Consider the following 20,389-nt stretch of genomic DNA (forward strand, 5'->3'; position numbering starts at 1 on the left):
TCCTACCGAGCCAGTTCCAGCAGTTTTTCACGCCATTTGGCCTTTGCAGGCAAGGCCAGGAAGAACGGGTTGAGCAGTGATTCGCGGGCCGGGTAGCTGAACGGTTCGCCATCGAGTTGCAGCACTTCGCCGCCAGCGCCTTCAAGTACACCTTGAGCGGCAGCGGTATCCCACTGGGAAGTCGGAGCCAGTCGCGGGTAGCAATCGGCTGCGCCCTCAGCCACCAGACAGAACTTCAATGAGCTGCCGATACTGGTCAGTTGCAGCTCGCCCAGGCAGGCAGACAGCCCGGCCAGCAGGCGCTCCTGCTCAGGGCTGGAATGGCGACGGCTGGCGACAACGGTAAATTCCTGCCCGGCACCCGGCTCGTCACGCACCGCGATGGGCGCGATGTGGCTGTCATTGTCGCTGCGCCAGGCTCCCAGCCCGGCACCACCGAAATAGCAGCGATTGTTGGTGGGCATGGACACCACGCCAAACACCACACGCCCACGCTCGATCAGCGCCACATTAACCGTGAACTCTTCGCTGCCGGAAATGAACTCCTTGGTGCCGTCCAGCGGATCAACCAGCCACCAGCGCTCCCAGCCTGCACGCTCGCTCAGGGGAATGTCGGCATCTTCTTCGGACAACACATGAATCGAAGGGTCAAGCGCCTGCAACCCCTCGACCAATACCTGATGAGCCGCCAGATCGGCAGCGGTCACGGGGGAATCATCGGCCTTGGCGGTCACGGCGACGCCCGAGCGCCAGAACGGCAGGATCGCCTCACCCGCCAGCCGGACCAGATCGATCACAGGAGCAAGAAGCGGATGCTGCAGGTTGTCGAACACATCGGTCATGGCAGGAAAAATCCACGTTGGGTTAACAGGTCGCGCGCCAGATACAGCGCCGCCAGGGCGCGGCCTTCAGTGAACTGGGCGTTCTGGGCCAGATTGGCCAGCTCTCGCAGGTTGACCTGGTCTACACGAATCGGCTCGGGCTCGTCGCCTTCAAGACGCTCTTCGTAAAGATCAGTGGCCAGCACCACCTGAATCTTCTGGTTCATGTAACCGGGCGACAAGGACAGCTCAGTCAGGTGTTCCAGTTGGCGGGCACCGAAGCCTGCTTCTTCTTTGAGTTCGCGATTGGCTGCCGCCAGTACATCTTCGCCCGGCTCGATCAGGCCCTTGGGCAAGGACAATTCATATTCGTCCGTGCCGCCGCAGTATTCTTCGATCAACAGCGCATGATCGGCGTCGATCATGGCGACAATCATCACCGCGCCATATCCCGCCCCACGACCGACCAGCCGCTCATAAGTACGCTCGACCCCGTTGGCAAAGCGCAATTGCAGCTCTTCGACTCTGAACAGGCGACTGCTGGCGACGATTTCGCGGGCGAGGACGGTAGGTTTCTGGCGCATGACAGGCTCCTTTGCGATGACGGGGTACTATACCGTGGCTTTTCCGATTGTCTGTCTCGGATATGCTTACATCCGCCATCAATTCCTGAAGAGGCCAGAATGCTTTCAATGCCCTGGAGCGATATCGATACCGTCCTGCTGGATATGGACGGCACTCTGCTCGACCTGCATTACGACGACCACTTCTGGATGCAGCACTTGCCCCAGCGCTATGCCGAATTGCATGGCGTCAGTCTGGCCATGGCTCTGCTGGAGATGCAGCCGCTGTTCGAGCGCCATGCGGGAACACTCAACTGGTACTGCCTGGACTTCTGGAGCACGGAGTTGAAGCTGTCGGTGCGCGACCTGAAACTCGAAACCGCGCACCTGATCGCCTTGCGACCTGATGCCCAGACCTTTCTGGCTGCACTTCAGAAAGCCGGCAAGCGGGTGATCATGATCACCAACGCCCATCGCGATTCGCTGTCATTGAAACTGGAGAGGATTGAGCTGGCACCCTACTTCGAGCGCCTGATCAGCTCCCATGACTACGGCTTCCCCAAGGAAAACCAGCAGTTCTGGGACGCCTTGCAGGCCGACACCGCGTTCGACCCGGCGCGCAGCCTGTTTATCGACGATACCCTGCCGATCCTGCGCAGTGCCGGACGCTTTGGTGTGGCGCACTTGCTGGCAGTCAGCGAACCCAATAGCCAGAAAGGGCCAAAGGACACAGAAGAGTTCGAGGCAGTGAAGGATTATCTGGAGCTGATCAAGGGTTTGTAGCGAATTCATTCGCGAAGAGGCGCGAATGAATTCGCTCCCACTCCATTTCAAGGCCTAATCAGGAATCCTCAACTGCTGCCCCGGATAGATATGGTTCACATCCTTGAGCAGCGGCTTGTTGGCCTCGAAGATTTTCTGGTACTTGTTTGGGTCACCGTACACCCGCTTCGAGATGGCGCTCAGGGTATCGCCCTTTTCCACCGTGACGAACCGGGCAGCCGCTGTTGCAGGCGCACCGGCCGCGAGGGTCAGTTGATCGTCCACGGTATCGACGCCCGAGATATTTCCCAGTGCCAGCAGGATCTTTTCCTTTTCTTCCTGACTGGATACCTCTCCTGTGACGGTGACCTTGCTGCCATCCAGCGTGATTTGAACATCGGGATTACCTAATCCAAACTCGGAAATACGCTTTTTCAGGGCTTCATCGGCATTGGCAGTACCTGGTGTCAGTGCATCGAGGATGTTTTCCCCTGCCGTTTTCAAGAACTCGAAAAGACTCATTGCTCATTCTCCTTCACGGTTGTTGCCACGCCCGCAAGGATTAACCATAGCTCCCGTAACCGTGGGTTTGCGGAGTTCCGACCAACGTTGCCCACCCCACAGGCTTCGTTGAACGCGTAGAATCAATTCCCTGCCTCGCCTATCGGAGTGAAGATGGACATCAAGCAACTGAAATTCCTGATCGCGCTCGACGAGACTCGTCACTTCGGCCAGGCAGCAGCACGCTGCAATATCACCCAACCCACACTGTCCATGCGCCTGCGCAATCTTGAAGAAGAGCTGGGCTTGCCGCTGGTCATGCGCGGGCAGCGTTTTGAAGGTTTTACCGCTCCCGGTGAGCGGGTGCTGGCCTGGGCCAGAACCGTTCTTTCGGCTTATGACGGCTTGCAGGCTGAAGCAGCGGCCTGCCGTGGGCATCTGGTCGGGACCCTGCGCCTGGGTGTGGTGCCGCTTTCGAGTTTCGATCCGCTCTCGCTGTTGCACCGGCTGCATCAGATCCACCCCAATCTGCGCTTCGAGCTGTCTTCGCTCAGCTCCGAGCAGGTTCTGGAACAACTGGCGAGCAATCGCATCGATCTGGGCGTGTCATATCTGGAGCGCCTGGATAACGAACGCTTCGACACCCTGACGCTGGATGAAACCCGCATGGGCCTGCTATATGACCGCCGCCACTTCAGCTTTGGCGAAGAGCCATTGACCTGGAGCGAGCTGGTCGAACTGCCACTGGGCGCGCTGACCAGCGGCATGCATTTTCGCCAGTCCATCGATCACAACTTCCACAGCCGCGGCCTGCATCCGCAGCCACTGCTGCAAACCGATGCCGTTCACCAGTTGATGCAGGCCGTGCATGGCGGTTTCTGCTGCACCATCATGCCGCTGGACGGCGGTCTGGACATGCTCACCGAACACCTGGGCCTGCACCCCATCGCCGATGCACGCACGCTGGCACCCATCGGCCTGATCATGCGCCGCAGCGCGCCGCGCTCAGCCTTGGCGGAGGCCTGCTTCACGCTTCTGGCAGAAAACCAGAAATAAGTATTGATCGACGTCATCTATCAGAGCATTGGAACTAGCGATTAGACGATATCCGACAAGAGGCCTAGGCTAAGCGCTATCAAACTGCCGGTAATCAGTCCATGCACGCCAAGCGCACGGCCAGCGCGGCGCCCGCTCTTGAGGCGCACGCACCTCAAGCAAGCCAGTCCTACAGCTACTCGAATCTCGAGGGCGATGACTCGGCACAGAACGCGCTTGCCGAAGAGGTAGCGCTCGCCATTGCCTACAACGGCATCAGCCAGGCAGTCATGCTGGTCAGCCCCACGGATCTGGAAGACTTCATCGTCGGTTTCAGCCTGGGCAGCGGCATCATTGCCTCGGCAGACGAAATCTACGACTTCAGGCTCAGCGGTTGCGGGTCGGCCATGCAGGCCGAGGTCGAGATCGCCAGCCGTGCTTTCTGGAACCTCAAGCAGCAGCGTCGGCAACTGGCCGGTACCAGCGGGTGCGGACTGTGCGGCGTCGAAGCCGTCGAGCAGGCGCTGCCGGAGCTGAACGTATTGCCGGGCGCGCCCTTGCCGCCTGCCGAGTGGCTGCAAGGCCTGCGCCAGCGCATCGGCGAATTCCAGCCACTGGGCCAGCATTGCGGTGCCGTGCATGCAGCCGTGTTCATGGACAGTAATGGCCAGTTGTTGCTGGGCCGTGAAGACATCGGACGCCACAACGCCCTGGACAAGCTGATCGGCGCCCTGATCCGCCAGAACATTGCCCTGACAGGCGGCATTGCCATCGTCACCAGCCGCTGCAGCCTGGAACTGATCCAGAAAGTCCTGCGCGCCGGCATCCAGACGCTGGTCAGCCTGTCGTCGCCCACCGGCCTGGCCCTGCAATGGGCGCGCCGTCACAACCTCAATCTAATTCACCTGCCGCAGCACAGTGCGCCGCGGGTCTATAGCCCTGCGATGGAGATTCAAGCGTGAGCACTCATCACCAAGCCGACAAAACCCCGACGCCTCGCTACAAGCCTTACAAAGGTCCGGCAGGTGGCTGGGGCGCACTGATCAGCGTGACACAGGCCTGGCTGGGCAGTGACAACGCGCTGAAAAACCTGCGCATGATGCTCAAGACCAACCAGAACGGCGGCTTCGACTGCCCTGGCTGCGCGTGGGGCGACTCGCCGGAAAGCGGCATGGTGAAGTTCTGCGAGAACGGCGCCAAGGCGGTCAACTGGGAAGCCACCAAGCGCCGCGTGGATCCTGCGTTTTTCGCCCGTTACAGCGTCAGTTCGCTGCTGGAGCAAAGCGATTACTGGCTGGAGTATCAGGGCCGCCTGACCGAGCCGATGGTCTATGACCCGCAAAGCGACCGCTACAAGCCCATCAGCTGGGACGATGCCTTCGCGCTGATCGCCAAACACCTGAACAACCTGCCAAGCCCGAACATGGCTGAGTTCTACACCTCGGGTCGGGCCAGCAACGAAGCGGCTTACCTGTATCAGTTGTTCGTCCGTGCCTACGGCACCAACAACTTCCCTGACTGCTCGAACATGTGCCACGAAGCCAGCGGCGTGGCGCTGTCGCAAAGCGTGGGTGTGGGCAAAGGCACCGTGACCTTCGATGACTTCGAGCACGCCGATGCGATTTTCGTACTGGGCCAGAACCCGGGCACCAACCACCCGCGCATGCTCGATCCTCTGCGCGATGCGGTGAAGCGTGGTGCTCAGGTCGTGTGCGTCAACCCCCTCAAGGAGCGTGGTCTCGAGCGCTTCCAGCATCCACAGCATGCGATGGAAATGCTCACCAACGGCGATCGCCCGACCAACACCGCGTATTTCCGTCCGGCACTGGGCGGCGACATGGCACTGCTGCGCGGCATGGCCAAGTTCCTGCTGCAATGGGAGCGCGAAGCCCAGCTCAACAATGCGCCCGCCGTCTTCGATCACGCCTTCCTCAACGAACACACCCAGGGCGTTCTTGATTACCTGGCGGCCATCGACGAAACCTCATGGGAGGAAATCCTGGAGCAATCCGGCCTGCCATTGAGCGATATCGAGCAGTCGGCCCGCATGTACGCCAAAGGCCAGAATGTGATCATGTGCTGGGCCATGGGTATCACCCAGCATCGTCACTCGGTCGCGACCATCCAGGAAATCGCCAACCTGATGATGCTGCGCGGCAATATCGGCAAGCCGGGCGCAGGCCTGTGCCCGGTGCGCGGCCACAGTAACGTGCAGGGCGACCGGACCATGGGCATCAACGAGCGCCCGCCGGTGTTCCTGCTCGATGCTCTGGAAAAGCGCTTCCAGTTCAAGGTCCCTCGCGAGAACGGCCATAACGTGGTCGAAGCCATTCACGCCATGGCCGAAGGTCGCTCCAAAGTGTTCATCGCGCTGGGCGGCAACTTCGCTCAGGCAACACCGGACAGCCCGCGCACTGCTGCAGCACTGAGCAACTGCGACCTGACCGTACAGATCAGCACCAAGCTCAACCGCAGCCACCTGTTCCACGGCAAGGAAGCGCTGATCCTGCCGTGCTTCGGCCGTACCGATATCGACATCCAGGCCAATGGCCCGCAAGCGGTCACCGTGGAAGACTCGTTCAGCATGGTGCACGCCTCCAACGGCCAGTTGCAGCCCTCTTCGTCGCTGATGCGTTCGGAGCCTGCGATCATCGCCGGTATCGCCAACGCAACCGTCGGCAAGCAGCCGGTGGACTGGCTATGGCTGATCGAGGATTACAGCCGTATTCGTGACCTGATTGCCGACACCATCCCGGGCTTCAAGGACTTCAACGAGCGCGTCAAGAATCCTGGCGGTTTCTATCTGGGCAATGCCGCAGGTGCCCGCCGCTGGAACACAGCGTCGACACGCGCCAACTTCAAGCCCAATGCGCTGCCGCTCAGCCTGATTCATGAAGGCATCAGTTCCACGGGCCAGACCCCGGACCTGATCATGCAGTCCATGCGCTCCCACGATCAGTACAACACCACCATTTATGGCCTGGACGACCGCTATCGCGGCGTGAAAGGACAGCGTGACGTGTTGTTCGTCAACGAAGCCGACATTATCCGCCTGGGCTTCCAGCCGGGTCAGAAAGCAGACTTGATCTCGATCTGGGGCGATAACCACGAACGCCGCGTCAAGGGCTTCACCCTGTTGCCGTTCGATATCCCGGCAGGTCAGGCGGCGGCTTACTATCCAGAGGTGAACCCGCTGGTGCCGCTGGAAAGCGTTGGCGAAGGCAGCCATACCCCCACCTCGAAATTCGTGGCAATCCGCCTGGAACGTTCGAGCGAGCCGGCACGAATCCTCTGATTCCGCTGCCCATGAAAAAGGCCCGAATTCGTAAGAACCGGGCCTGTATCAAGTAAGCTCAGACTGTCTTTTTCACGTTAAGTTCCCTATGTAAAACAGTAACTTAGCTATTTGTGTGTCAGTCGTGTTACTCGTCGGAATTTCGTTGCTACATTGTTTGCGGCATATCAGGATCGCGCCGTCATCCCTATGAGATTCCATACATGAAGTATTCCTCGATACTGTTGTTGTCTCTTACTCTCGCAAGCGGTTTCGCCTCGGCAGGCGGAACAGTTGAAGCGGGCGTAGGCGGTGCATTGGGTGGGGTACTGGGTTCGGCTGTCGGTCAACAGATCGGCGGCAGCACAGGTTCTGCGATTGGCGCAGGCCTGGGCGGCGCAGCGGGCAGTGCGGTTGGCGCAGACCGTCGTAACCGTACAGAAGCTGCCATCGGTGGCGGCCTGGGCGCAGCGGGCGGTAACGTGATTGGCCGCAGCGTAGGCGGCAACACCGGTAGCCTTGTCGGCGCAGCCGCTGGCGGCGGTGCAGGTGGTGCCCTGGGTAACTACATGGGTAACGAAAGCCGCGAAGACGATCGCCGCTATCGCAATGGTCGTGACGATCGTCGCGAATACCGCGGCCATGGCCATCGCAAGCATTACGGCCATCGCAAACACGGTCGTGACTGGCGTCACCGTTAATCGATATGCGCAATGCCAGACTGGCCGCCCTGAAAAGCGGCCAGTTTTCGTTCAGCCGCTAAAAAGCAGAAATATGCCCTTCAGGAATTCAGGCCCCTGCCGAAACGCCGTCTAGAAAAATTGCGCGTTGCCTATCGATCAGCACTCAAGGAGCAGGGATGGATTCCACCAAGCCACAGGATGACGACGGGATCATTCGCATTCAGCGCCTTGTCCCCGGTCAGGTCGATGTGGTGCTGGGCTCGCACCCCGGAAAACAGCGAATCGTCAAACCTCGTAAATCATCACGTGGCTACGTATTGGCTTTTCTCTTCCTGGGCATTTTCGTAGTGCTGGCAGTGGGGCTGTCCACCCGAACCAGCACACCCAAGCCTGCACCGATCGCACTCGAACAACCAGAACCTGAGACTGCGCCTGAACCCGTCGATGAGGCGCCCGTTCAAGTCGCCAACGAGCTTGCACGCCCGGCTTTGCGGGTGGAGCCCTACATTGTTCCGACGCCTGTGGCCGCCACTCAGGAATCAGCTCCCGTAGCCCAACCTCTGGATAACTGCATCAAGGATGGCAATGTCATTGATGAGAGTGTTCTGAACTGCCGCTTCGGCCAGGCTTCGCGCCCTGCTCAGGCTGCACCTGCAACAGCCATGGTGTCTGCCAGCTACATGGCGGATTTCAAGTCCGATGCCTCACGCAAAGCGCCTGCACGCCAGCAGAAGCCGCATACGGTTGCCACCGTGTCGATTCGCGAGTGGGATGGTAATGGCCGTTATCGTGCGCAATGGCGCCTCTACGAAAACCGTATCGACGGCGATAGCGTGTGCGAGAACTTCCTCAATCGCTCGGTGGAAAGACGCGAATGCCGCCTTTCTGCCCAGGTGTTTTTCAAGGAAGAGTGCCGGGAATGGAACAAGCGTGCGGCACGGGATCGCAACGAAGAAAGCAAAAATACAGCTCAGCGCTATTGCGAAGCCATGACGACCTTTACCCCCTGAAATCATTATTGAGATTAAATCTCAATCTCATATATAGCCAAAGGCTTACACGAGCTGACGGCATTTGGCTCTTTTTACCCTACGGCGACCTCCGTATTATTGGATCCAACAGGTGGCGAACAAGGAGTTCGCCAGGATCAAGGATGATCGACCATGGCCGGGATGGCTGCCGACAGGGAGTTGGAATGGTCTTGGAAAAACCCGCTTCGGCGGGTTTTTTATTGCCTGCGAAAATGTGCGAACTGGGGGCTCATTCGCGAAAAAGCCCACGTATAGCCAAAAGCTTACACGCACGCCGGTGAATGACTATTTTCGTACTGCCGCGAGGCCCGTATTATTGGATCCAACAAGTGGTGAACAGGGAGTTCACCAGGATCAGGGACGATCGACCATGGCCGGGAAGGCTGCCGACAGGGAGTTGGAATGGTCTTGGGAAAACCCGCTTCGGCGGGTTTTTTGTTGCCTGCGAATTACCGGCTTGCAGGGTTATTGCGCCCTCTGACGCAATAACCCTGATGGCAAACCTTGTTACTGACTCAACGCCCCTACCTTGACCATCACTGTGGCCAGGAACTGTTGCAGGGTCATTTTCTGCCCGTTGAAGTCGACCATGCCGTTGGCGTAGTGCAGGTCGGAAACGATGTTGTTGCCCTCGACCTTGGCCAATTGCAGCATGGTGGCCATGGCACTGAGCATGTCACTGGCGGCAGCGGCCTGATCGGCGATGGCCTGGGCGTCGGTCTGCCCGTCAAAGCCTGCCTGCAGGGTCGCCACATCGTTGATCATGGGCTTGGACAAAAGCACCCGGGCCTTGAGCTGGCTGATGGTCTTTATCACCGTGTCGCTGCCTGGCTGATCGATGGAGCCTGGATCGGTCAGGTCCACGGCAATGCTCATGTGGCTTTCACCATTGGCGGTCTTGAGCGAGAGTTTTTCCAGCTCGATATGAGGCTTGCCAGCCAGAAACTTGCTCAGCTCGCTCTTCATCAACTGCTCGTCGGCCGGGCTGAGTTTCAGCTGGAAGGGAAGCTTGGCCTGTGCCGCAGCCTGTTGCTGTGGCAGAACCTGCTCCTGATAGAACTGGTAAAGGGTCTTGGTCGACAGCGCGTTGAAACCGGAAAGCCTGAAGCCCAGGTGTGAAGAGCCAATGTCCTTGCCGTTGTAGGAAATCATGCCCAGATCATAATTGATCTGCATCGCCAGATTACCGCCCTCCTCCTGGGCAAGGTTGGTATTGACGAAGTCCTTGATCAGCACCGGCTGCTTGCCGACCATCTGGAAACCGGCATTGTCGATTTTCAGGTTGCTGTGGCCCAGGTACAGACCCGACTGGCCCTTGGTGCCGCCAGTATCGAAGGTCAGGCCCTTGATATCGATGCTCACCGGACCTTCTTTTGACGCCACATTGAGCTGCAGGCTGTCCAGCGTGCCCGTGACCTTCAGTTTTTCGGCATCGGCGGATGCTTCGGCATTGATGTCGAGCCCGGAGAATTTGAACGTGCCGTCCGCGTCGACCATCTCCAGCGGCGACATTTTCAACCAGCCGCTGGTGGAGCGGTCATAGCCGATACTGGCCTGCCCCTTGAGTGGCGTTTTATCACCGCTCATGGCGAACCATTTTTCCGAAGACGCGCTTTTCTCCATCTCGAAATTGCTCTGGGCCATGACCGGCATGAGCTTCAACGCTTTCAGACGCGACAGCGGAATCGGCCCGTGTTCGATGTTATCCACGAACAGGAACTGAGGATCCTGGCCATCGCGGGACAGGTCCGGGCCTTGCAGGTCCACGCGGTAATGGGCCGTGCTGCTGAAGAAGTGACGCTCCAGCGAAACCAGTTGCAGGGTAATGCTGTTGTCGGTGCCCTCCAGAGACTCCTTGAGTCCCTGATTGGCGCTCCGGATCGACTCGTTGAGCACGCCTTCCAGTTGATTACCGGTGTACCAGGCGCCAGCACTTGCCAATGCACCGGCCACAACAATGACGCCTACCGCGATACCTGCTGATTTATTCATAGCGACTCAACGATGTCCGTTCTGATGATTTGAAAGTCTTCCCTGCGCCCCGACAGGTTACAGCCGCGCCTTGATAGCGGAGTAGACGCAGCCTGTGTCACTGCCGAAAAGTCGCGAGAGATTAGCATTGAGCGTTTGTCATCGCCCAGCGTTGTTGGCCGGTTGCGCGGGTATTACGCCTTTTCAGGAAGCGTCAGACAAACCTGAATGCACTTTCGTTGCAAGAAGGCACTCAACACATGGGTAGCCACAGTCTTGATGTAGACGTTAGGCTGATATCGAATCGAATCTGAGAAACGGGGGATCTGACGACATGAGTGAACAGCAAGGTGAGCGAGGCCCGATCAAGGCTGTGATTTTCGACATGGATGGTTTGCTGCTGGACACCGAAGGGGTCTACACCGAGGTCACCCATCTGATTGCCAGCCGTTATGGAAAAACCTTCGACTGGTCCATCAAGCAGCACACCATTGGCCGTGGCGCCCGTGACTTTTCCGGCTACGTTATCCAGGCGCTGGAGCTGCCCATTTCCATCGACGAATTTCTGGAAGTGCGCGAACCCATGCTTGAAGAACGCTTCCCTCTTGCTCCGGCAATGCCGGGCGCCGAGGCGCTGGTCAGGCATCTGGCGGCCAACAACATTCCCATCGCGGTCGGAACCAGCTCTTCGGTGCATTACTTCGAGGCCAAGACCACCTTGCACCGTGCCTGGTTCGAGCTGTTTGATACCGTCGTGACTGCCGATGACCCTGAAGTCGGCGCCGCCAAGCCTGCACCGGACATTTTCCTGGTTGCAGCACGTCGCCTGGGCGTTTCGCCAGAGGATTGCCTGGTGTTCGAGGACTCGCCATTCGGCGTCACCGCCGCCAAGGCTGCCGGGATGTACACCGTGGCAGTCCCCGACTCGCACATGCCGGTCGAGCAGTACGAACATGCCGACCTGCTGCTGACCTCGCTGGAAGACTTCCCGCTTGAGGCATGGGGCCTGCCCAGGAAAGCCTGATTAAGTGTCTTCCTGCCCGTCGGCAGGAAGACATTCAACTGTCTTTAGCCTGTCGCATTCTCATATGGGCCTTTTCAACGCCCCCATAAACAAGCCAGTATGCCCTTCTGATCCCGCTTTCAATGACATGGAGGATGTTGAGCATGATTTACAGAACGCTTGGCCAGTCAGGCCTGAAGGTTTCCACGCTGACCCTCGGTTCAATGATGTTCGGTGAGCAGACCGGCACTGAAGAATCCCTGCGCATCATCGATCAAGCCTGGGATCAGGGCGTGAACTTCATCGACACCGCCGACGTTTACAACGGCGGACGCTCCGAAGAGATCGTCGGCGAAGCCATCGCTTCGCGGCGCAGCGACTGGGTGCTGGCGACCAAGGTCGCGGTAGGCCCGAGCGATGGCATTCCCAACCGCGCCGGCCTGAATCGCAAACATATCTTCAATGCCATTGAAAACAGCCTGCAGCGGCTGGATACCGACTATGTGGATATCTATTACCTGCACAAAGAGGATCACGACACGCCGCTGGAAGTCACGGTGTCGGCCATTGGCGACCTGATCCGCCAGGGCAAGATCCGCTATTGGGGCCTGTCGAACTATCGCGGCTGGCGCATCGCGGAAATCGTCAACGTCGCCCAGCGCCTGGGCGTGGACAAACCGGTCATCAGCCAGCCGCTCTACAACATCGTCAACCGCCAGGCCGAGATCGAGCAGATCACTGCCGCCGCGTTTCATGGCCTGGGTGTCGTGCCTTACAGCCCGCTGGCGCGTGGTGTGCTCAGCGGCAAGTACGCACCGGACGTCACGCCTGACAGCAGCAGTCGCGCCGGACGTCAGGACAAGCGTCTTCTGGAAACGGAATGGCGTGTGGAATCTCTGCGCATCGCCCAGCAATTGCAGGCCTATGTGCAGGACAAAGGCGTCGGCCTTGTGGAGTTCGCGATTGCCTGGGTGCTCAACAACAAGGCCGTCACGTCGGCCATTGTCGGGCCGCGCACCGAACAGCAGTGGGGACATTACACCAAAGCGCTGGAAGTGAAGATCAGTGCCGAGGACGAAGCCTTCATCGACTCGCTGGTCATACCGGGCCACGCTTCGACTGCCGGCTTCAATGATGTGCAGCATTTTGTTTCAGGGCGCCTGACACGCTGAGAGCGCTCTGCGAGCCTCATCGCGAGCAGGCCATCGGCAAATGCTCGCGATGCTCTCAAAAAGCGTCTAAAAAAGCCGCGTGTATATAAATGCTCATTCAACATGTTGCCGACAGGAGCGCTAAAATGCTCTGTAACTGCCGCAATGCGAACAGACCCGGCTCTGCTTGTCGGCAACCATGAATCCAATACAGCCAGGTTGATTAAGAAGTATGGCAATGCGCAAAACTGATAGAGAAGCCTTCTTGTGCTCGGTACTGGGGAACGAACAGCCTCCCGCGCACCTTGCAAGAGCTGTTATCGAGGAAAAACTGCGCAACGCTATCATCGATGGCAGCCTGCCGAGCGGTACAGCGCTGCGCCAACAGGAGTTGGCCACGCTTTTTGGTGTCAGCCGCATGCCGGTCCGCGAGGCCTTGCGCCAGCTCGAAGCCCAGTCACTGTTGCGTGTCGAAACCCATAAAGGCGCTGTCGTCGCCCCGCTGATCACCGAAGATGCCGTAGACGCCTACGGCCTGCGTATCCTGCTGGAATCCCAGGCGCTACGCCTGTCCATTCCGTTACTGGATGCAGAAGACCTGGCCACGGCACGACGCTGCATCGAAGCCCTTGAAGTCGAAACCGACTATTCGAAGATGGGCACTCTCAACCGCCTGTTTCACATGGCGCTTTACGCCAAGACCCCCAACAAGCGCCTGATGCGTCTGGTTGAAGAAGGCCTGAACGAAGAGGAGCGCTTTCTGCGCTTCAATCTCTCCTCCATGGGCCTTGGCAAGCTGTCCCAGGACGATCACTGGGAATTGCTGCGTCTTGCCGAAGAAAAGGCTGTGGAAGAGATCGTGGGTGCTCTGCAGAACCACCTCAACCGAGGTGTCAAAGCCATCACTCAATACCTGAACAGCAAAAAGGCCGAGCAGGAAAAAACACCGGCACGCCAACGCAAGAAAAGCATCGCCTGAATCAATCGCGGTTGATCGTCTGAGCCGCGCGGCCTGACGCTTCCCCTTCCCCCTCACGCTGCCACTCGTGCGCTGCGAGCTATCTGCTCGCGGGCAGCGCTTTTATGTCTGTTTTCCTGAACCATCGGGTTGGTCTGTCTCAGGAATAAGGCAAACTCGGTCGTGACCAAGGCGGGACCCTACCGGAGGGTTGCGCCCTGGTCACTCTTGAACTGCCCGTCAGGTGCAGGGCAGCGATCTGTTCCTTTGAACGTACTGAGAAAGGAGTTCCTGCAAGGGCAACAAGGCATTGGAAGTCGTTTCCGATCGCGCCCGCCAAAAACACAAAACCTGGATTGTTTTGCATAACAGCAACGCTGAGCGAGGCATTCGTTCATTATTTATAATTTTGGCGCTTATCCGCCGAAAGGGTTGCTTACATCCTTATAAAACTTATCGAGAGAGTTTTATATAGCAACTTACACCCTCGAAAAACAACAACTAAAATAATGTCAAAAAATAATTGCGCATTACATTACAAGTGCTTTAACTTTTATTTGCAGCCCGTATCAATGGCCGGCATCCCCAAGCTGTCCGGCCATGCCCGCACAGGCTGCTGCTTATAGCACCATGGCTCTGCAAAGGACCTTGCAACGAAATACCTGACGTTAACGGTTACTGATCGTTTCAACTAACAGGCTCTCGCTTGCCTGTTATTCAGGTCCGCTGCCGACTGCTCGAAAACGAAAACTGTAACTCGGCCACACGTTACAGACAAAACTTGTATTTAAGACTACCGGGATATCGCCATGCCTTGTCAGAAAACGCTACTGGACCTCAAGAAAACAGAACTTAGCCAACACCCCATCTTTGCTGAAATCAATTCACTGGAAGTGCTTAAACGTTTTATGGAAACCCATGTATTCGCCGTCTGGGACTTCATGTCACTGACCAAGCGGTTACAGCAGGAACTGACCTGCACCCAATTGCCCTGGTTGCCACCTCGGGATGCATCGGCCGCCAGGCTGATCAACGAAATCGTGCTCGGGGAAGAATCCGACGACAAGCTGAGCCACGGTCACTACAGCCACTTCGAGCTGTACCTGGATGCCATGCGCGAGATTGGCGCCAGCACCTTGCAGATCGAACGCTTCGTCGAGCTGCAGAAACAGGGCGTGCATTACACAACCGCATTGCAGCGCGTCAACGCCGGTCAGGCTGCTTCGGTATTCGTGACCCACACCCTCAATACCGCGCTGCATGCGCCGGCCCATAGCGTGGCAGCGGCTTTTCTTCATGGTCGCGAAAGCGTTATCCCGATGATGTTCCAGAGCATCCTCGATGAATGGGGCATCACCGTCGATCAGGCACCGACCTTTCGCTACTACCTGGAACGCCACATCGAAGTCGACTCCGAAGACCACGGCCCGGCTGCCGAGCAGTTGCTGGCCAGGCTGGTCAATGGCGACGAGCAGCGCCAGCACGAGGTGTATCAGGCCGCCATTGCCGCCGTGGATAGCCGGGTCGAGCTGTGGGACACGCTGCGCATGAGCATGCGCTCGCCATTGATGCAAGCCAGCGCCTGACCTCGCGCCGCAAGCCCCTCTACAAGGAAGCCATCATGAAAGCAGAAGACTACAGCTCGTTCATTGATGCCTGGGAAGGTCGCGCCACCATTCGCACTCGCCCACGCCGGATCGTCGAAAACGATGAAAAACTGATCTATCCCCTGAGTCGCCAGCCGCTGGTGCTGAGCGAAACCTTCACCCGTGAGTGTCCGCACCTGCGCGATTACGCGCTGGTGCAAAGCCTCTACAAGTTCATCAACGATGTCGTGATCTTTGAAACCGAGATCGTCGACAAGACCGCGCGCAGTATCGCCAAGGACAACTTCGCGATCCGCTTTCCTTTCGCCTGCCGCTACGACGCCATGACCGTGGTCGTCGATGAGGATTACCACGCTCTGGTGGCGATGGACTTCATGCAGCAGACCATCGCTCTGACCGGGATCGAACCGATTCGCCTGCCCGACGAAATCGAACTGAGCCGCGCCATTCCTGCCGCCCTGGCCCTGGCGCCGGAGCATCTGCGCAGCGCCGTGGAACTGATCTGCGTGGCGATTGCGGAAAACACGGTCACCAACGATGTGGCGGCCTTCGCCAAGGACGACACGGTCAAGCAATCGGTCAAAGGGCTGATGGCCGATCACCTGCTGGACGAGGGGAGGCATTCCGGGTTCTGGGCGCGACTGGTGCGTATCTACTGGCACACCGCACCTGAGGCCGATCGGGAGTGCATCGCGCGCATCATGCCGGTGTTCATTGCTCAATATCTGACCAATGACATCCAGCACGGCTTCGATTTCATCCTGATCGACAACCTGCAGGTCGAGCCATCCGTGAAGCAGGCGCTCAAGGATGAAACCATGGCCATGAGCTTTCCCATCAACCGCCATCATCCTCTGATCGGCAATATCGTGCGCTTCTTCAAGACCAGCTCGATGCTTGAAGCGCCTTGCGTGCAGCGGGCACTGGCCGACTATCTGCCAGCCCAGGGAATTCTGCAATGAAACGCCTGGAGATCGTGCTCATCGGTCATAGCCTGACCCTGAGCGAACTGCACACAGAATTGCTCGCACACGGACACTCGGTGCATCACTTGAGCGATCAGGCCGGGTTGCAGGCGAACGTTGTCGATAACGCCTCGATCCTGGTCGAGGACGGCAGCCTGGAGTTGAGCGGTGAACGACTCAAGGCATTCGGCAGCACCGATCACCTGAGCCTGCGGGTTGGTTTGAGCCCGAACGCACTGGAGGGTCTTCCACGTCTGGAGTTGCTGTGCTGGCACGGCTCCACAACGGCTCAGCATCTGATCGTCCGTGAGTGGCTGCCTGTTCAGGAGTCAGGCAACGGCCGCATGTTGCGCGATGCGGCCATCGCGGAGTTTGTCGATCAGGCAGCGCTGCTGATCAGTCGCCTGTCCAGGGATGAGAAATATTTCAGCACTCTGACCACCACCGCTCCCGCACAAAGCGAATGGCAACAGGGCCTGCAAGCCATCGACCATCAGTTGTTCAGGCATCGCCTGAATCAGACTGACCAGCCGCATCTGCTGGCACTGGCAAATACGCCGCTGGTGGAACGGCTGGAGCAAAGCTTTCAGACTTTCGCCGAGCGTTCGGCGCTGTCGATTGCCGGTCAGGTACTCAGCTATCGCGAGCTGTACGCGCAGGCTGTCTCCATCCAGCGTCATTTGCGGCCGCTGATCGAGGCCCGTGAGCATGAGAGTGCGACGGTGGTGATCGGTATCTGCCTGCCCAAGTCGGTTGCGCTGTATGCGGGTATTCTGGCGATTCTCGGCAGTGGCGCGGTTTATCTGCCGCTGGATCCGAGTCAGCCGATCCAGCGCCAGCAATACATTCTGGAAAACTCGGGCGCCCTGCTGTTGTTGCATGACGGCTCGCATCCCCTGGCCAAAGCCGAGTTTCCTGCGCTGGATATCAGCTCGATCCAGGCAACGGAGCGGGATCAGCCACTGACTCGCCTGCGGCCTGACAGCGACTCGCCGTGCATGGCGCTCTATACATCGGGCACCACGGGCCATCCAAAAGGCGTGCTGCTCAGTCAGCGCAACCTCAGCCACTTCACCGCCTGGTATGCGGAGTATGTGAGTCTGTCGGAGCACAGCCGGGTCTTGCAGTTCTCGACACTGAGCTTCGACTCTTCGGTGATCGATATCTTCCCGACCTGGCTCAGCGGTGCGGAACTGGTGATCCCGGACGACGATCAGCGTCGCGACCCTTTGCGACTGGTCAGCCTGCTGAAAGACGGCATCAGCCATGCGTTCCTGCCGCCGGCATTGTTGAGCATCCTGCCGCTGGACGAGCCCCTGGGCCTTGAGCATGTGATGACCGGCGGCGACGTCTGCGAGCCTTATGTCATCGAGCACCTGACCCGACAGTGCCACTTTCATAACCTCTACGGTCCGACCGAAGCCACGGTGCTGGTCACCGCCGGACAGTTCCAGCCTGGCAGCAGCAACCGCAATCTGGGACGCCCCATCGCCAACAGCCAGGTCTGGATTCTGGACGAGCAGTTGCAGCCGGTAGCGGAGGAGACTCAGGGCGAGTTGTACATCGCTGGCCCCGGCGTGTGTCTGGGCTACCTGAACAATCCCGAGCTGACGGCCGAACGCTATGTGACGCTGGCCTTGCCGGACGGACAGCCATTGCGCGCTTACCGCACCGGGGACATCGGCAAGTGGATTCCTGACGGCATCGAGCTGGCAGGACGTCGTGACAATCAAGTGAAGATCCGTGGGTTCCGGGTCGAACCGGAGGAAATCGAACACTGCCTGCGCAGCAGCCAGTTGTATCGTCAGGTTGCCGTGGTCGTGGATGCCCAACGCCGCATTCTGGCGTTCGCAGCCCAGCCACATGAAGCCGAAGAAGTCGCCTTGCAGGCATTGAAAGCCCATGTGCAGCGCCTGCTGCCCGATTACATGCATCCCGGCGCCTATACGGTGCTGGCAAACATGCCATTCGCCAGTAACGGCAAGATCGACCGCAAGGCCTTGCTGGAAATACCGGTGAGTTTCGCTGACCAGCAACCCCGTCGCTTGCCGGAAACAGAGCAGGAGCAAAAGCTTCTTGAGCTGTGGGCCGAACTTCTCGAACTACCCATCGGGGATATTTCAACCGACGAAAGCTTCTTCAATCTCGGTGGCCATTCAATCCTGCTGTCGCGCATGTTGCTGGGGATTCGCGAACGCTTCGGGCGCAGCATTCCCATCAACCGCTTTATCGAAGCGCCTACCGTGCTGACGCTGGCCAGCCTCATCGAAAGCGAAGGCGTCTCAAGCTACACCGTCAGCCCGCAAGCGCTGCTGGACGCCAACGCCGAGCTGGAAATACCGGTGCTGCCGATCAGCCAGTTGGGCGATGTTCACAAAGTCATCGTGACCGGCGCCAATGGCTTCCTCGGCGTGCATATTGTCGAAGCGCTGCTGGCCTGGGGAGCGAGCGAAGTGGCCTGTCTGGTGCGCGAAGGCGCGGGACAAAGCGCCCACGAACGCTTCGTTCAGTCGCTGCGGGAAAACCGCCTGGAGCATCTGGACATGAGTCGGGTGACGGTCTACCCCGCCGACGTCACCCAGCCGCAGCTTGGCTTGAACGATGGGGTGTATGAGCGACTGGACCGGGACTTCGGCGCGCTGGTGCATAACGCGGCCAATGTGAACCATGTCCAGGATTACGAAACACTTATCCGCGACAACGTGGCACCGGTCTTTGAATGCCTGCGCCTGTGCGAGGGGCGCAGCAAGAAGATCTTCAACTTTGTGTCCACACTATCGGCATCCAGCGCCGTAGATGCCGCCGGCAGTGTGCTGGAGCAACCGGCCGCCGCCACGCCGCCGATCTACATCAAGAACGGCTACAACCTGTCCAAGTGGGTCGCCGAGCGCGTGCTGCAGCGGGCCAGGGATCAAGGCGTGTGGGTGAACATCTATCGCCCCGGCAACATCGCCTTCAACAGCGTCACCGGCGTGTGTCAGCCACAGAAAAACCGCTTGATGCTGATGCTCAAGGGCTCGCTGCAACTGGGCAAGGTCCCGGAGTTCGCCATGAACTTCGACCTGATGCCGGTGGACTTCCTCGCCCGTTTCATCGGCTTCCATGCCAGCCGCTATCAGGCCAACCGTGCGGTATTCAACCTGCACAACCCCGAACCCTTGAGCTGGAACAGCTACGTGGATGCATTCCGCGAGGCGGGGCGTGAGTTCGAGATGGTCAGCGTGGCGCACTGGCAGACCCAGCTCAACCGGGTCGATAGCCAGAACGCGCTATTCGGCGTGCTGGGTTTCTATCTGGACGGTTTCGAGGAAGACATCGGCGATATCTCGATGATCGAGTACCAGAACGCTCTGGCCGGTATCCGGCACATGGGCGAGCAATACCCGCAGAAAACCCCGGCGCTGCTGCGCAAGGGCTGCGACTACCTGAAAGAAATCGACTTTATCTGAAGCATCCACAACCCAACGTGAAACACATGGAGAATCACATGAGCGCAATCAACACTCTGCAACCGGACACCCTGATCAAGAACCCTTCGCTGTGCAAAGTCGTATCGGCCGTGGAAATTCCTGCCGATGCCAATAGCGTATGGGCGATCGTCGGCAACTTTGGCGGTTTCCAGGCCTTCATTCCGGCGCTGGAAAGCACTGAGGTGACGGGGAAAGGCGTCCGTTCGGTGCGCAAGAAACTGTTCAAGGACGGCAACGTCGCCATCGAACAACTGAACTCTCACGACAACAATGCCCGCTTCATGACCTGGTCGCTGATCTACACCAGCCTGCCGGTGGGCAACCTGTGGGCAGCGATGACCGTAGAGTCGACGGGCGATAACGACTCGGTTGCGACATGGACCATCATCGCCGAACCCGATCAGGGTGGTCCTGAAGCCCTGCCAGGCTTTCAGGAATTCCTCCAGGGCTTCGCTGACAGCGCCATGAGCAACGTGCGCAGCCTGTTTGCCTGATACTTGCGTGAACCAACCCGCTCAGCGCCAGAAGCCTGAGCGGGTTCAGGCACATGGGCGGTTGCAAATTGGTGAGCGCTTTAACACAATGCGACTCATT

General features: G+C 58.6%; 17 protein-coding genes. 13 read left to right on the forward strand and 4 right to left on the reverse strand.

Annotated elements, in window-relative coordinates:
- Positions 1 to 2: 2 nt before the first annotated feature.
- On the reverse strand, positions 3 to 842 hold the full coding sequence (gene cysQ, locus KQP88_RS24285) for a 3'(2'),5'-bisphosphate nucleotidase CysQ (protein ID WP_216704404.1): 840 nt from the start codon (positions 840 to 842) through the stop codon (positions 3 to 5).
- Positions 839 to 1,405, reverse strand: coding sequence for an ADP compounds hydrolase NudE (gene nudE / locus KQP88_RS24290; protein ID WP_198729196.1), 567 nt, complete (start codon positions 1,403 to 1,405; stop codon positions 839 to 841). Before nudE ends, cysQ begins: the two co-directional genes overlap by 4 nt.
- Before the next feature lie 99 nt (positions 1,406 to 1,504).
- On the opposite strand from nudE, the gene yrfG reads away from it, so the two are divergent.
- Positions 1,505 to 2,167 (forward strand): GMP/IMP nucleotidase, encoded by a 663-nt coding sequence (gene yrfG / locus KQP88_RS24295; protein ID WP_216704405.1) that lies wholly within the window; start codon positions 1,505 to 1,507, stop codon positions 2,165 to 2,167.
- 54 nt (positions 2,168 to 2,221) lie between these two features.
- Here yrfG and lysM read toward each other — a convergent pair whose 3' ends face one another.
- Positions 2,222 to 2,668 (reverse strand): peptidoglycan-binding protein LysM, encoded by a 447-nt coding sequence (lysM, locus tag KQP88_RS24300; RefSeq protein WP_216704406.1) that lies wholly within the window; start codon positions 2,666 to 2,668, stop codon positions 2,222 to 2,224.
- 153 nt (positions 2,669 to 2,821) lie between these two features.
- On the opposite strand from lysM, the gene KQP88_RS24305 reads away from it, so the two are divergent.
- The 5 genes from KQP88_RS24305 (at position 2,822) to KQP88_RS24325 (ending at position 8,649) form a co-directional block, all read left to right on the forward strand.
- Entirely contained in the window at positions 2,822 to 3,703 is an 882-nt protein-coding gene (locus KQP88_RS24305) for a LysR family transcriptional regulator (RefSeq protein WP_216704407.1), read from the forward strand.
- A gap of 101 nt (positions 3,704 to 3,804) precedes the next feature.
- Entirely contained in the window at positions 3,805 to 4,644 is an 840-nt protein-coding gene (gene fdhD, locus KQP88_RS24310) for a formate dehydrogenase accessory sulfurtransferase FdhD (protein WP_216704408.1), read from the forward strand.
- Positions 4,641 to 6,977 (forward strand): FdhF/YdeP family oxidoreductase, encoded by a 2,337-nt coding sequence (locus KQP88_RS24315; protein WP_216704409.1) that lies wholly within the window; start codon positions 4,641 to 4,643, stop codon positions 6,975 to 6,977. Before fdhD ends, KQP88_RS24315 begins: the two co-directional genes overlap by 4 nt.
- Positions 6,978 to 7,180: 203 nt before the next feature.
- The gene (locus KQP88_RS24320; protein ID WP_025262507.1) at positions 7,181 to 7,657 is read left to right on the forward strand and encodes a YMGG-like glycine zipper-containing protein; all 477 of its coding nucleotides are present in this window, start codon (positions 7,181 to 7,183) and stop codon (positions 7,655 to 7,657) included.
- Between the two features lie 158 nt (positions 7,658 to 7,815).
- Positions 7,816 to 8,649, forward strand: coding sequence for a hypothetical protein (locus tag KQP88_RS24325; protein ID WP_216704410.1), 834 nt, complete (start codon positions 7,816 to 7,818; stop codon positions 8,647 to 8,649).
- Between the two features lie 528 nt (positions 8,650 to 9,177).
- On the opposite strand, the gene KQP88_RS24330 is transcribed toward KQP88_RS24325, so the two are convergent.
- Entirely contained in the window at positions 9,178 to 10,662 is a 1,485-nt protein-coding gene (locus KQP88_RS24330; protein WP_216704411.1) for a YdgA family protein, read from the reverse strand.
- A gap of 313 nt (positions 10,663 to 10,975) precedes the next feature.
- Between KQP88_RS24330 and KQP88_RS24335 the strand changes: the two genes are divergently transcribed.
- The 7 genes from KQP88_RS24335 (at position 10,976) to KQP88_RS24365 (ending at position 20,289) form a co-directional block, all read left to right on the forward strand.
- Positions 10,976 to 11,665: an HAD-IA family hydrolase gene (locus KQP88_RS24335; RefSeq protein ID WP_216704412.1), complete on the forward strand. Its 690-nt coding sequence runs from the start codon at positions 10,976 to 10,978 to the stop codon at positions 11,663 to 11,665.
- A gap of 143 nt (positions 11,666 to 11,808) precedes the next feature.
- A complete protein-coding gene (locus tag KQP88_RS24340) occupies positions 11,809 to 12,816 on the forward strand; it encodes an aldo/keto reductase (RefSeq protein WP_198729207.1) in 1,008 nt (335 codons plus the stop codon).
- Between the two features lie 217 nt (positions 12,817 to 13,033).
- Positions 13,034 to 13,774 (forward strand): GntR family transcriptional regulator, encoded by a 741-nt coding sequence (locus KQP88_RS24345; RefSeq protein WP_216704413.1) that lies wholly within the window; start codon positions 13,034 to 13,036, stop codon positions 13,772 to 13,774.
- A 788-nt stretch (positions 13,775 to 14,562) separates the two neighbouring features.
- Positions 14,563 to 15,339 (forward strand): DUF3050 domain-containing protein, encoded by a 777-nt coding sequence (locus KQP88_RS24350; RefSeq protein WP_216704414.1) that lies wholly within the window; start codon positions 14,563 to 14,565, stop codon positions 15,337 to 15,339.
- A gap of 35 nt (positions 15,340 to 15,374) precedes the next feature.
- Complete coding sequence (locus KQP88_RS24355; RefSeq protein WP_200993853.1) at positions 15,375 to 16,322, forward strand: diiron oxygenase; 948 nt, start codon at positions 15,375 to 15,377, stop codon at positions 16,320 to 16,322.
- Complete coding sequence (locus tag KQP88_RS24360; RefSeq protein ID WP_216704415.1) at positions 16,319 to 19,774, forward strand: non-ribosomal peptide synthetase; 3,456 nt, start codon at positions 16,319 to 16,321, stop codon at positions 19,772 to 19,774. The genes KQP88_RS24355 and KQP88_RS24360 overlap by 4 nt, the downstream gene beginning before the upstream one ends.
- Positions 19,775 to 19,812: 38 nt before the next feature.
- A complete protein-coding gene (locus tag KQP88_RS24365; protein ID WP_216704416.1) occupies positions 19,813 to 20,289 on the forward strand; it encodes an SRPBCC family protein in 477 nt (158 codons plus the stop codon).
- The last annotated feature ends 100 nt before the right edge of the window (positions 20,290 to 20,389 follow it).

It is taken from the genome of Pseudomonas lijiangensis, from assembly GCF_018968705.1.
Taxonomy (GTDB): Bacteria; Pseudomonadota; Gammaproteobacteria; order Pseudomonadales; family Pseudomonadaceae; genus Aquipseudomonas; species Aquipseudomonas lijiangensis.